The sequence below is a fragment of the Mucilaginibacter sp. genome (assembly GCF_028288205.1).
Lineage (GTDB): Bacteria > Bacteroidota > Bacteroidia > Sphingobacteriales > Sphingobacteriaceae > Mucilaginibacter.
The window spans coordinates 55,869-69,623 of record NZ_JAQBOD010000055.1; the positions used below are offsets into that span (position 1 = coordinate 55,869).

13 protein-coding genes are annotated in these 13,755 nt (G+C 37.9%); 3 read left to right on the forward strand and 10 right to left on the reverse strand.

Features of this window, described 5'->3' with window-relative positions; all coding sequences use genetic code 11:
* Positions 1–98 precede the first annotated feature (98 nt).
* From JWR23_RS12640 to JWR23_RS12650, 3 genes are all read right to left on the reverse strand, one after another.
* Positions 99–716, reverse strand: a complete 618-nt coding sequence (locus JWR23_RS12640; RefSeq protein WP_299516495.1) for a TetR/AcrR family transcriptional regulator — start codon at positions 714–716, stop codon at positions 99–101.
* Between the two features lie 220 nt (positions 717–936).
* Positions 937–1,422 (reverse strand): DUF4126 family protein, encoded by a 486-nt coding sequence (locus JWR23_RS12645; protein WP_299516497.1) that lies wholly within the window; start codon positions 1,420–1,422, stop codon positions 937–939.
* An 11-nt stretch (positions 1,423–1,433) separates the two neighbouring features.
* The gene (locus tag JWR23_RS12650) at positions 1,434–1,565 is read right to left on the reverse strand and encodes a hypothetical protein (protein ID WP_299516499.1); all 132 of its coding nucleotides are present in this window, start codon (positions 1,563–1,565) and stop codon (positions 1,434–1,436) included.
* A gap of 130 nt (positions 1,566–1,695) precedes the next feature.
* On the opposite strand from JWR23_RS12650, the gene JWR23_RS12655 reads away from it, so the two are divergent.
* On the forward strand, positions 1,696–2,241 hold the full coding sequence (locus JWR23_RS12655) for a hypothetical protein (protein ID WP_299516501.1): 546 nt from the start codon (positions 1,696–1,698) through the stop codon (positions 2,239–2,241).
* 142 nt (positions 2,242–2,383) lie between these two features.
* On the opposite strand, the gene JWR23_RS12660 is transcribed toward JWR23_RS12655, so the two are convergent.
* The 4 genes from JWR23_RS12660 to JWR23_RS12675 all read right to left on the reverse strand — a co-directional run bounded on the left by JWR23_RS12660 (position 2,384) and on the right by JWR23_RS12675 (position 9,017).
* Positions 2,384–5,797: an efflux RND transporter permease subunit gene (locus tag JWR23_RS12660; protein WP_299516502.1), complete on the reverse strand. Its 3,414-nt coding sequence runs from the start codon at positions 5,795–5,797 to the stop codon at positions 2,384–2,386.
* A 25-nt stretch (positions 5,798–5,822) separates the two neighbouring features.
* Positions 5,823–6,926 (reverse strand): efflux RND transporter periplasmic adaptor subunit, encoded by a 1,104-nt coding sequence (locus JWR23_RS12665; RefSeq protein WP_299516504.1) that lies wholly within the window; start codon positions 6,924–6,926, stop codon positions 5,823–5,825.
* 27 nt (positions 6,927–6,953) lie between these two features.
* Positions 6,954–8,312 (reverse strand): TolC family protein, encoded by a 1,359-nt coding sequence (locus JWR23_RS12670; protein WP_299516506.1) that lies wholly within the window; start codon positions 8,310–8,312, stop codon positions 6,954–6,956.
* Between the two features lie 93 nt (positions 8,313–8,405).
* Positions 8,406–9,017 carry a TetR/AcrR family transcriptional regulator gene (locus JWR23_RS12675; RefSeq protein ID WP_299516508.1) on the reverse strand — a complete coding sequence of 204 codons (612 nt, stop codon included), beginning with the start codon at positions 9,015–9,017 and terminating at the stop codon, positions 8,406–8,408.
* Between the two features lie 149 nt (positions 9,018–9,166).
* Between JWR23_RS12675 and purB the strand changes: the two genes are divergently transcribed.
* Both purB and JWR23_RS12685 read left to right on the forward strand, forming a co-directional pair.
* A complete protein-coding gene (purB, locus tag JWR23_RS12680; protein WP_299516510.1) occupies positions 9,167–10,510 on the forward strand; it encodes an adenylosuccinate lyase in 1,344 nt (447 codons plus the stop codon).
* 174 nt (positions 10,511–10,684) lie between these two features.
* Positions 10,685–11,236 carry a NifU family protein gene (locus JWR23_RS12685; protein WP_299498353.1) on the forward strand — a complete coding sequence of 184 codons (552 nt, stop codon included), beginning with the start codon at positions 10,685–10,687 and terminating at the stop codon, positions 11,234–11,236.
* A 111-nt stretch (positions 11,237–11,347) separates the two neighbouring features.
* On the opposite strand, the gene JWR23_RS12690 is transcribed toward JWR23_RS12685, so the two are convergent.
* Genes JWR23_RS12690 through JWR23_RS12700 form a run of 3 tightly spaced genes read right to left on the reverse strand, consistent with a single transcriptional unit; the run spans position 11,348 to position 13,755 of the window.
* On the reverse strand, positions 11,348–12,139 hold the full coding sequence (locus JWR23_RS12690; protein WP_299516511.1) for an inositol monophosphatase family protein: 792 nt from the start codon (positions 12,137–12,139) through the stop codon (positions 11,348–11,350).
* Positions 12,105–12,590 (reverse strand): GtrA family protein, encoded by a 486-nt coding sequence (locus JWR23_RS12695; protein WP_299516512.1) that lies wholly within the window; start codon positions 12,588–12,590, stop codon positions 12,105–12,107. Before JWR23_RS12695 ends, JWR23_RS12690 begins: the two co-directional genes overlap by 35 nt.
* A complete protein-coding gene (locus JWR23_RS12700; RefSeq protein ID WP_299516513.1) occupies positions 12,583–13,755 on the reverse strand; it encodes a prolipoprotein diacylglyceryl transferase in 1,173 nt (390 codons plus the stop codon). Before JWR23_RS12700 ends, JWR23_RS12695 begins: the two co-directional genes overlap by 8 nt.

The window sequence follows — 13,755 nt, forward strand, 5'->3', positions numbered from 1 at the left end:
TATTGACTTGGTAAATACTTTAGTCAAAGGTATTAATAAGTTATTTGCAAAAATTAAATAGTGTAATTTTTTACTGCTGGGTGACAGTAACTTATTAGCTAATACATCAAGCCTTTTATAAAAATATCAAGCAATAACAAGCGTTTGGTATGTATCTCTTCCAGGTGCTCTTTTTGCGGAAACATTGCCTTTTTGTGTGATACCGCGCTTACCCTTACGCCATGCAATGCGTCTAATAACAGGTCTACTATCTCACCCGGGTTATCAACCGGTTTAATATTGCCCTTATCGGCTTCAATTTGAATAGCGGCGCTTAAAAGCACCATTTCTGTTTGATGTATCTCGGTTATAATCTCCCAAATGGTATCCGGCAGGTTTTGCTCGTTCACCCTGAAAAAATCAAAAAAATTGTAATTCTTTACAACAAAGTCATGTTGGGTATCTATTTGAAATATGAAAGCTTCTCTCAGGTTGTCAAACTTATTAAGTTTATTTTGCAGTTTCTGTATGTATTCGGCCGCCAGTTTACGCATTACCGCAATATACAATTGACTCTTATCCGGAAAATAATAATAAAGCAATGCTTTTGAAAGTGACAGGTCGCCGGCTATTTCATTCATAGTGGTTTTTGAATACCCATAATGCAAAAACCGTTGATAGGCTGCCTCTAAAATCTTCTCTCTTTTTATATCCTGCTGGTCGCTTCCTGAGCTCATTTGTAGACTTATTACTGCAAAACTGACTATTTAAACAAAATTATCAAAAATTCTACATTATTAACTCAAATATGCATGCTATAAGTGTTTAAACTCACAAAATTGATATAGAAATTACAATCAGGTTACAGTGTCTCTATATTATATAACAAAATATACTTCATGTCATTTCTCAATTGCTTCTCCTATAAATGACAATCATATTTGACTTTTTAGCAAATTAAGCTAATCTGGCTAAGCCAACTCCTGCACCAATAACTAACGCGTCTTCTATGGCACCAATAATTGGATCTGTTATACCTGAACTTATTACCATTGCCCTGCGCAAAAAGAAGCTTCCGAATGTTGATGCAAAAGCTGCGGTACCACCCAATATCGCTCCTACTATTGCATTACCTCCACTCGCCTTAAGTATTCCCGCCCCTGCTAATGCTCCCGACAGGCAACGTACGGTTATAACAGCAGGCTTTATTCTGTTAGGGGTTGACGGAAGTTTATCACCAACAAACTCGGCTAATGTCATTATTTTTAAGCCATTTGCAACAGCGTTCGCCTGCATAAAACTCAATGGCGACTTTTCTAATATTTTTGAGTGATGATGGCTCAAAATATGGCTTGTAACAGCCGGAGCTGATGCAGACCGCATACCTGCCAATATGCCAATACTTAACGCTTGCCATAAAGGCTTTTCTATTTTAAATTCCATGTTCACTTTGTTTAATTTCCTTTTACCAGTTTTTCTTTTTCTTTAAAGGTCATCCATAAATCGGGTATCTCTGGTTTAAGCGGAAAACCGTAGGTTGGGTTACCTTCTACTCTTATGTCGTTATTAAGTTGTAAGTTATTCATACAAATACTTTTAGGTAGATTAATATAATAGCCTGTTTAACATAAATACAATAATCATTCCTAAAAATGTGGCATCATTTTGAATACTAAATTTGTAATAGCAATTTAAATACATTTAATACTATCACTTATGAAAATTCATCAAAATAATGCTTTAGGCGAGTTAGGTAGTGCAGTAGGCAAAGGATTACTTGCAGGCTTAGCAGCGACAGCAGCTATTACTCTATCGCAAATGATAGAAATGAAGCTCACCAAAAGAGAACCCAGTGATGCCCCTGTTAAGGTGGTGTCTGAAACCATAGGCGCTAAACCGGTTGTAAAAGAAGACAAAGAAAAACTATCGCAAGAAATTCATTGGGCCTACGGTACAGTCTGGGGCGTATCGCGTGGCTTAATTGGCCTTACGGGTCTAAAAGGATTACCTGCCGCGCTGGTACACTTTACGGCTATTTGGGGTACTTCAATGGTTATGTTACCACAATTTAATGCTGCCAAGCCTATAGATGAACAAGAACCTAAAGCTATAGCTATTGACGGTTTTCATCATGCAGTTTATGCTTTAACAGCTACCCTTGTTTATGACGCGCTTGATGCCGGCAGTAAAAATGAAAGACGATTAAACAAGCTTATAAAACAATTACATCTGAAAGGATTATTAAAAAAATTCAGCGCTTAATTGAATCACAAAACCCATTATTTCGAACGATAATGAGAACTATCTCTTAAACGATAGCGAAAAATCTTATAACACGCTATAATCGCGCGTATAAGATTTTCCCCGTTCATCGTCAGAAATGGCAAAAATAGCCTGGTAAATGTTAATAAACTGCTTCTACCTGTCTAACTTCTGGTTTAACTTTTTTCCTGAAACGCTCTTTAAGCCTGTAACGGATCAAATACATACAAGGCACCAAAATTAAAGTAATGATTGTTGCAAAGCCTAAACCAAATATCATTGTCCAGGCTAATGGCCCCCAGAAAGCTACGTTATCACCGCCAAAATGTATGTGCGGCGCAAAGTGAGTGAATAATCCCACAAAGTCAATATTAAAGCCTACTGCCAATGGTATAAGCCCTAATATGGCTGATGTAGCTGTTAATAATACCGGTGTCATACGGGTGTGACCAGCCTCAACAACTGCATCATGAACGCTGGCTCCCTGATCCATAAGCATATCTGTAAATTCAACCAGTAAGATACCGTTACGTACCACTACACCTGCCAGGGCAATTATACCTACTCCGGTCATTACAATTGATATGGTCATTTTAAATATGCTCACACCTAAAAGCACACCTATAATACTGAACAATATTTCACTTAATATGATAAGCGTTTTACCAGTAGAGTTAAACTGTATCATCAGAATAATCAGGATCAATCCAAATGAGGTAGCCAACGCGCCTAACAAAAAGTTCATAGCTTCTGCCTGATCTTCTTGTCCGCCACCCATTTTTATGGAAATACTGGTCGGTTTCTTAAAGTTATTTATTGCTTTTAAAATGTTAGCGTTAACCTCATTTATATTATTCGGCTTAATAACGTTCGAACCTAATGTTAATACGCGCCTTTGTTGTTTGTGCTTAATGTTGCTATAAGTTGTGGTATATCTAACATCTGTAAATGCAGATATTGGAACCTGACGTATAGCGCCGCCTGTAGCAAGATCGCGGTAAGTAATCTTTAAGTTCTTTAAAGCGTCCAGATTGCTGCGCTGGCTCTCCAGTGCGCGTACTTTTATCTGGTAGTCGTCCTCGCGTGTATTCCTGAAATCGCCTGCTTTAGCTCCGAATACCGCGGTACCCAATGCCTGTGTTATCTGACCGGTACTTATACCTTCACGGTTGGCACGTTCGCGGTCAACGTCAAATACAATTTCAGGTTTATCGGTCTGCACATCAGCTATTAAACCTTCAATACCGGCAATGTTTTGTTTAGCCAGGTAACTTTTCAAATTATTGGCTGTCTTTACCAATGTATCTATGTTGTCCCCGGCAATTTCAATACTGATGTCTTTTTGTACCGGTGGACCGCCGTTTTCCTGGGCCACGGCTATTTTTGCACCCGGTATTATTCCCTCAACAGCTTTACGCACATTTGCCAATACTGTCTTGGTATCTTTGCCATTACGTTTGCCAAATTCTACAAATGCAACCGTTATCTTACTCTTGTTTTCGTAATCGCCCTGGTCTTCATCACTTGGGTCGGCCACGCTGGCTGTAACGTTTGATATGATAGACGAAACAATATCCTTATCGGGCTCAACCACTTCTGCAACTCGTTTCTCTAACTTTTTGGTAACTTCATTAGTATAAGCCTGATCTGTACCAATAGGCATAGTTATATAAACGAATGCAAAGTTAGGATCGCCTGCCGGAAAAAACTCAACCTTTGGTGACCGGGCTACAAGGAAAAATATAGTGAATATAAACAGCATAACGGTGCCGCCTAATACCCATACCGGCCTTTTAACAGCACGTTCAAGCCATCTGGCATACCAATCCTTAAATCGTGGCCATAAATTGTTTTGAAAGCTGTCTATTGCCCGTAATAAAACAAAATGGTTTAATAGATACAGCGCTATAACCAGCACCATAAAGTTACCAAAGCCAAAGTTTATTAAATATCCAACTACAGTAGCTATAACCAGGTACAACAGTGAACGCTGTACTTTTTTGTCAAATTTTGGATTGTCGTGTTCGCCCTCAACATGCGGTTTCATAAAATCAACAGCAAATACCGGGTTAAACAAGTATGCTACAACCAATGACGCTAATAGTGTTATAATAAGCGTAATAGGTAAGAAAAACATAAAGTGCCCTATCAGGCTGTTCCAGAAAGCCAACGGAATAAATGGTGCAAGCGTGGTCATGGTACCTGAAAATACAGGTAAAAATACCTCGCCGGCAGCTATCTTAGCTGCTTGTTTTATAGGTATGGCTCCGTTATTGAATATCCGGTGCGTGTTTTCTATTACCACAATCGCGTCATCAACCACAATACCCAAAGCGAGCAGGAATGAGAACAACACAATCATATTTAATGTAAAGCCAATGGCCGGCATTACTAAAAATGCAATAAAACATGACAGCGGTACAGATAGCGCCACAAATATGGCGTTGGTGCTGCCCATAAAAAACATCAGGATGATGGTAACCAATATAAAACCAATAATAATGGTATTGATAAGATCATTTAACGTTGTACGTGTTTTGTCTGACTGGTCACCGGTCACGGTTATCTTTAGGCCCTTAGGGAAAACTGTTTTTAGTTTCTGCGAAATAAGACTATTTATTTTATCAGAAGCCTCAATAAGATTTTCGCCGGTACGCTTACTCACGTTAAGCGTAATTACATTTTTAAAATCTTTGCTATCATTTGCTTTTAAACGCGCATAGCTTTCCTGCTCTAAAAATGAATCTTTTATATCGGCAATATCACGCAGGTATATGGGTTGCCCTTTAGGGTTCCTAACTACCATTTCGGCTACTTCGGCAGCGCTCTTATAATCTTTTTTAATATCGATACTACGACGTATACCATCAGTAGTTACGTTACCGGCAGATGCTATAATGTTTTCATTGCCAATCGCTTGTGTAATATCACTAAAACTTAACTGTACTGCCGCCATTTTATTCATGTCGACATTTATTTGAATCTCAGGCGTTAATGCTCCAACCTCTTCAACCCGCGATATTTCTTTATAACTTTCAATATCATCTTTTAAGTTATCGGCATATTCTTTTAACTTTTTCAAGTCGTAATCGCCAGAAATATTTACATATAGAATAGGAATATCAGCTACGTTAATATCAGATATAATAGATTCTTTTAAGTTAGCATCATTTTGCGGAAGGTCCTGCTTGGCTTTATCAACGGCTTCCTTTACATCGATCTTAGCATCTCTAATTTTAACATCGGCATTAAACTCGGCCGTTATTACAGAGATATTTTGTTTTGAGTTTGAGGTTACCTTTTTTAAACCTTTAAGTGATTTTAATTGCTTTTCTAATTGCCTGGTCACTAACAACTCAATATTTTGTGGCGATTGGCCAATATATGGCGTACTCACAAAAACTTTTGATTGTGCTATATCGGGGAAGTTTTCCTTAGGCAAATTATTGTAGCTGATAAGACCCAGTACTGTAATTAAAAATATAAGTACGTATATGGCAGTCTTATTATCAATGGCCCAGCTTGATGGCCCAAATTCTTTGTTAAGATCTTTCATTATAGATCAAATTATTTATGTGTGATTAATTACCAGACTGTAATACTGTTACTTTGTCGCCGTCATTCAAATCGCTGGCGCCGGCAGTTATTAATTGGTCTCCATTAGCTAAGCCGGATATTATTTCGGCCTGGCTTCCATAACTTGCGCCAACTTTAACATTTTTGCGCTTAGCTATACCGTTATCGTTAATATAAACGTAATCGCCTTGCTCTGATTTTTGAACCGAGTTTAGCGGAATAACAATAGCTTTACTGTTATTATAATCAGCAATTTTAATAATCGCTGTCATGTTAGGGCGCAGGGTTTTGCGGGCAGGTAAAGCTATTTCTATAGCAAAACTACGTGATGTTGGGTCGATAGCTTTAGCAGCAAAAGTTAACTTAGCTGTTAATGAATCATTACCATCAGGCACAACAATTTTTACATTATCGCCCTGGTTTACACGGCTTGCGTATGATTCAGGAACATCAGCTTTAACTTTCAAATTATCAGCATTAACAATACGAATGCCTGTAACACCCGGCTGCGCAACCTGGCCAAGTTTAAGGTCCATTTGGTCAATAGTGCCACTTATTGGTGAAGTGATGCGATAAAGATCTGCCTGTTGACGTAAAGCATCAACTTGCTTTTGGGCGCTTTGCATTTGTGTTTGTGCCTGTAAAAACTGTACTTCGGTACCAATTTTTTGATCCCAAAGATTTTTCTGGCGCTGAAATAATGTCTTAGTTAAAGTTGCCTGTGTTTCTGCCTGTATAATATTTTCTTTAAGCACACTATTATCCAATTGCACTAAAACTTGCCCGCGACCTACATGCTGGCCGGGTGCTACAAAAATATTGGTAATAACACCCGGCGATTGCGGGTATGCCATTACGTTGTCTTTAGCATCAATTTTACCCTGTATATCAACATAGTGGGTAAATTTGGTTTCTACAATTTTTAATATGCCTATATCAGCACTTTTTGATGAATCCTGAGGAGAATTACCAACTTGTAATGCAGCTATTTTTGAATTGATCTCTGCCTGTTGCTTTTTAAGATCAGCTAATTGTGTTGCTTTATCTACTGGCTTTTGCGAACATGCTGCCAATAAAAGCAAGGCTGGTATGTATATTAATTTTTTCATTTTTATAGAGTAATAAGTGATTTAGTTTTAGTTGATGCGTGCATATGCTTTGTCCAGGTCCACTTTGCTTATTAAAGCATTGTATAGTGCCTGTATGTATTGATTATCTGAATTTTCTAATTCGGTTTGTGCCTGTGTAACTTCAATGCTTGAGCCTACCCCTTGCGCGTATTTAATTTTTGATACCCGCAATACTTCCTGCGCCAACTCACGGCTGCGTTTTTGGTTATTTAGCGATTGCAGACTGTTAAAGAAAGTAATCCGCGCAGCACTGGCTTGTAATTTAAAGCCATTACTTGCATTGTACAAATCATTCTGGGCTTTTTGTACATTTATTTGCGATTGTTTTAATTGATTACTGCGCTGCCACCCGCTAAATATTGGAATATTTATATCTAAACCTATAAAGCTGTTAGGATACATATTGTTATATAAATACCTGAATTGGTTTTCCTGGAAAACTTCGCCAAAGCCGGCATTTAAACTTACAGTAGGTAAAAATGTAGCCTTTTTACTTTTAACATCTAATTGATTTAATGTAACGTTAGTTTCCAACAATTTGTATTCGATACGGTTATGATAAAAAGTAGTATCAAGCGTAGTTGAAACTACCTGGTCAAATTTAATATCTGCCAGCTTATCGGTTAATGTTATCTCCTCTTCTATCTGCATACCCATCTGGAATTTTAACATCTGGTAGTTTAATATTAAAGCGCGTGCCACATTTTCTCTGTTAGTAACAAGGTTATTGTATTGAACAGATAAACGGTCAACATCTATCTTCTCAACAAAGCCCTGTTTGTTTTGTTGGGTAGTTTGATCCAATTGCTGTTTTAACTGTGCTATATTCGCATCCAGCAATTTTATTTGCTCATCGCTAACCAATACCTGGTAGTAGGCTTTCGTTACATTAACATTTGTTTCAATTTTTGACCGTACCAGGCTGCGTTGAGAAAGCTCCCTGAATGTTTTTACTGCCTGTAAACCAACTATAAAGGTACCGCTAAATAACAACTGGCTGGCTTGTAAAGAATAGGTGTTATTATACTTTACTGCACCAAATGGGAATTTTATCAAGGGTGCATTCAAATCAATTGGCGTAGCAAAAATGTTAGGCCCTACTGTTGCCGGTGGTTTCAAAAAATCCTGAAAAGAAATACTTCCGCTTATCTGTGGTAAACCAGAGCCTATAGTTTCCTTAACCTTATATTCTGCGCTCTTTACATCAAGATTGGCGTTTTTTACCGAATCCTGGTGCTCATAAGCATATTTTATACAATCGGCCAGGCTAAAATTACGCGGCGTGTTTGGTAGCGGTACCTGTTGTGCATAGCTGCTTAACGCTATGGTACAAATTAAGGTCGCTGTTAAAAAAATACATTTCATTGGTAAATTATTATTGTGTGTTTGGTTGTTCATTAATTTATTTTCATTTCAAAATAACAAGTCAGGTATGACAGCCCTATGTCAACAGAAAAACTATTCATCATTAATATTTTTAAATTGATTTAATAGTTTATATCCTTTTAGTGTGCAAATACCAAAATTAAAATGCTCTAATAACTGATACTGCACTTTCCATATACTAAACTCGTTATGTGGAAATACAGATGTATTAAAGCCCATTTCTACCTGGCTTACACGCATACGCGCAATAATTTTAACATCAATGTCGGGCCTTATGTATCCCTGTTTAATACCTTTTGTTAAAAGTTCTTCTAAAGTGCGTACCAAAACATCAGCCTTAAAATGCTGGAACTGTTTCCAGGCATCAGGGTGATATTTTTGCAGATCATGTATAACAATGGGGTTGATCCTTGAAAATATTTCTTCGGAGCACTTCATCATATTGATCATTTCCTCAATCACATTGCTTGATTTGCCAATGATATCGCACATCTGGTCTTCATCGTCCCGCAGCTTTTTCTTTACTAAAGCTATCACTAACTCATTCTTATCCTTAAAGAAATGGTAGATGGTTTTTTTTGACATGCCTAAGTGCCTGGCTATATCATCCATTGTAACGCTTTTAATCCCTGCTGTTAAAAACAGTTCTTCGCCGCCTTGTATTATTCTATCTGTTTGAATCATTGACTTAATTAGTCAAAACTATGGAAACATTTTTAGATTTCAAAGTTTCCATTTAAAAAATGTTTTCCACATCTGTTAACCACAGATCAATGGGTATTTGCACATTTAAATAATGTTGAATTTATTACCTTTGCACAAAATCACCAACCATGACACTTACACCACTTTCTGCAATATCACCTATTGATGGCCGCTACCGAAAAACCACTGCCGAACTGGGCGAATATTTTTCTGAGTATGCATTGATAAAATACCGGGTGTTTGTAGAAATTGAATATTTCATCGCCTTGTACCAGCACCCGTTACCGCAACTACAAGGTTTTGATAAAAATTTGTTAGAAAAGTTACGGGACATTTACAGAAATTTTACCGAAGCTGATGCGCAAAGCATAAAAGACATAGAGAAAATAACCAATCATGATGTTAAAGCAGTTGAATATTTTATCAAACAAAAGTTTGATTTGCTTAACCTCCAAGCCTATAAAGAGTTTATACACTTTGGGTTAACATCTCAGGATATAAACAATACAGCAGTGCCTTATACCTTTAAACTGGCATTGAACGAGGTTTACTATCCGGCAATTGATGAGTTGGTTAACTTATTAAAAAAATACGCTGCCGATTGGGACAAAATACCCATGCTTGCTCATACACACGGCCAGGCGGCATCTCCTACCCGCTTAGGGAAAGAGATACAGGTATTTATTGAACGGTTAGAAAATCAGCTGAATTTATTAAAACAGATACCATCGTCGGCCAAATTTGGTGGGGCTACGGGCAATTTTAACGCGCATAATATAGCTTATCCGCAAATAGACTGGAAAGTGTTTGGTAATAGCTTTGTGAATGATACACTTGGGCTTAACCGCTCGCAGTTTACAACACAAATTGAGCATTACGATAATTTTGCCGCACAATGCGATGCTTTGAAAAGAATAAACAATATCCTGATAGATCTTGACCGCGATATGTGGGCCTATATATCTATGAACTACTTTAAGCAGCAAATTAAAGCAGGCGAAGTAGGTTCATCAGCCATGCCGCATAAGGTTAACCCGATAGATTTTGAAAACTCTGAAGGTAATTTAGGTATAGCTAACGCTTTATTTGAGCATTTGGCGGCTAAGCTACCGATTTCAAGATTGCAGCGTGATTTAACAGACTCGACCGTATTACGCAACATCGGGGTACCTGTGGCACATACATTGATCGCCATAAAATCAACAGTAAAAGGCTTAGGAAAATTATTGCTGAATGAAGCTGTGATCAGTTCGCACTTAGAAGCTAACTGGGCGGTGGTTGCCGAAGCCATACAAACCATTTTAAGGCGCGAGGGTTATTCTAACCCATACGAGGCTTTAAAAGAACTTACGCGTACCAATACACAGGTTAACGCGCAAACTATTGCCGAGTTTGTAGATACTTTACAGGTTGATGATAGCGTTAAAGAAGAAATTAAGAAGATAACGCCGAGTAATTATACGGGGATATAATGTGCAAATATGCAAATGCGTGGATGTGCAGATGCTTATAAATTATTTAATTCATCTGCACACTTGCACATCCGCACATTTGCATATCATAACGTCACACACAGGTCATAACTATTTTAGGGTAGCATATTAATCAAAAAGCTATTTAACTTTGTTAAGTAAATAAAGATCAAGATGAATATCAACGTATATACAGAGTCTACGCCTAACCCGGCAACAATGAAGTTCATTGTGAACAAGTTGCTGATAAATGGCAGTACAGATTTCGCTACTAAAGAAAGTGCAGAAAAATCGCCTTTTGCTAAGGAACTATATAAATTTTCATTTGTAAACGGTGTTTTCTTCGCCAGTAATTTTGTTACGGTTACCAAAACAGAAGGTACAGACTGGGAAGATATTGAGCCGATATTAAAAGAGTTTGTAAAAGGCGCTGTTGAATCTGAATTAAAAGTACAGATAGAAGAGCAAACCGGCGAAGTTGATTTTGAAGGGACCGATACCGAAATCAAAATTCAGCAAATATTAAATGATTACGTTCGCCCGGCTGTTGAGCAGGATGGCGGCGCTATCTCCTACCGTTCGTTTACCGAAGGTGTGGTTACTGTTGAACTGCGCGGTTCATGCAGCGGATGCCCGTCATCAACCATCACTTTGAAAGCAGGTATTGAGAATTTGCTTAAACGTATGGTTCCTGAAGTTACAGAAGTAGTATCGGAAGCCCTTTAATTCTTGATTTCACAGATTTAGAAAAGGATTACACCGATTAAAATAAGGATTGCACAGATTTGTGTGATCCTTTTTTTAATCGGTGTAATCAAACAAAATCAGTGAAATCCTCTACCTAAAATACTGTTGAATTGCCTGCAGCATCTCCTCCGTAAACCTCCCGTTAGTAGCCAACAACTCACGGGTATCTAAAACTTCGTCTCCGCCTTTAAAATTTACTACGTGGCCTCCGGCTTGCTTTACTATTACAATGCCTGCAGCAGCATCCCACGCATTAAGATTGTATTCATAATAAGCATCAAAACGCCCGGCAGCCGTATAAGCCAAATCAACAGCTGCTGATCCCAGGCGGCGCAAACCGTGGCAGTTTTTCATCAGGTAGGTAAACAGTTCAATATATTGCGGCTGTTTTTCAAAATTATAATACGGGAAACCGGTAGCAATTAAGCTATCGCCAATTTTTGGGGCCTTGCTTACTTTAATTTCTTTGCCGTTCAGGTACGCGGGTGCACCTTTCCATGCATAAAAGCATTCGTCCTGGTTAATTTCGTACACCACACCTAAAACCAACTCATCATATTCTTTAAGCGCTATGCTAACAGAAAATACCGGCAAGCCATGAATAAAATTGGTAGTACCATCAAGCGGATCAATTATCCAATTATATCTTTCGGCTATTTTGTTTTTGGTTTGTTCTTCAGTTATAAAGCCGGCATCGGGTATTATTTTCTCCAATCCGGCTACTATTATCCCTTCGGCAGTTTTATCAACATACGATACCAGGTCATTTAACCCTTTATATTCTATTTTATCAGCATTAAAGGTTTTTCTTTCCTGACGGATAAAATCTCCAACTTGTTTAGAAAGCTCAATTACTTGGTTTGCTACTTGCTCCAGCTGCATGATGTCTTAATGATAGGCTAAATGAAAAAAATTTATGTACAAAAAAGCTCGCGAAAAACAAACTTAGCGCAGCCGCTACCCTTGCCATTGGTGGATACATATTTAATGACCTTATAAAAATATCTAACAGACTTAAATTTGCAAAAAAGCCAATTATAGCTACTGTAACAAATCGTATAAATTGCTTTGCCGGTGATGAAACCGACTCGTTAAATACCATGTACCGGGTTATTAAAAAATTAACCACCACACCTAAAAAGAAAGATATAGCTAAAGAAATTGTATAGTTATCGAAAGTATAGGAAAGAACATTATAAGTTGGCTGTTCCAGGAAATTATGATAGAACATATAGAAAGCAAATACGTCAACCAAAAAACCTGCACCTGCCGAAAACACAAACCTAGCTACCTGATTTTTAAACAGCTTTTGCCTAAATGAATTATTAGCCATGCTGTGCTTTTACTTTTTTATCCTTATTCAATCCTGATATAATTAAGTACATTCCTCCCAGGAACAAACAGAGAGATATCATTTCGGCTTGTGTAAATGATATACCTGCGACATGGTAACGTGTATTTACGCGTATTAATTCAATTAAAAAGCGCTCAATACCATTTAATACCAGGTAAATACCAAACATTACACCCGGTATTTTAATACGGCTACGAATGCTCCATAAAAACAGGAATAAAAGTAAACATATTACACACTCATAAAATGAGGTTGGGAATACCGCTTCTCTTAGTTCATTACAATACTTGCCTACACAATTGGCAATTTTATTGCCCTGGTCTTCCATGCTTACGTTATGCGGAAACTTGAATGCCCACATCCAATCAGGGGCCCAGCTTAACCAATGTGGTTTTGGTGCATGATTAGGTATTCCCCAATCACCATCGCCAGACATCTGGCAGCCAATGCGACCAATAGCGTAAGCTAACATCATACCCGGCCCGCCAATATCCAGCATATTTAATGGTTTTATACCATGTTTATTTGCAATATAAAGTACCGCGGCTCCCCCACATATTAAACCGCCATAAAAGGTAAGTCCGCTAAAACCAATAAGCATACCTACCGGGTCGCGCATAAACTCGTCCCAGTTTTCTAAAGCATTGAACAGTTTGGCGCCGGCAAAGCCACAAACTGCGGCCCATAATAATATGTTACCCATTAATTCGTACGGATGAACTGTTATTTTTTGGGTTACCGGCTTGTCTAATTTTTGCTTTTTATTTTCGGCATATGCCCAGTAGGCAAATACTGCCGCCAAAATAATTCCCCCTACAAAATTGCCGCGGGTAGATAAAACAAATGCCTGCGGATCATCAATAAAAGCATGGTAGTTAAATACCATATCTAATAATTTATAACCCAATACAAATCCAAAAATGCCATTACCTATTAATTCAGGTATTGTAATAGCCGAACCCACAGTTACTGTTTTCTCGAAAGAATGGATATAGCCTAATTTTTCTTTGCGCTTAAATTCTTCACTAAAGGCCCAATAGGCTGCTATAAATGCTATCGCTACAAAAAACCCAAAAGTTTGTATGGGCAGAAGGATATCTAAACCGGTAAGATATTTTATAAGCGAGCTAATACTTGGAAACAT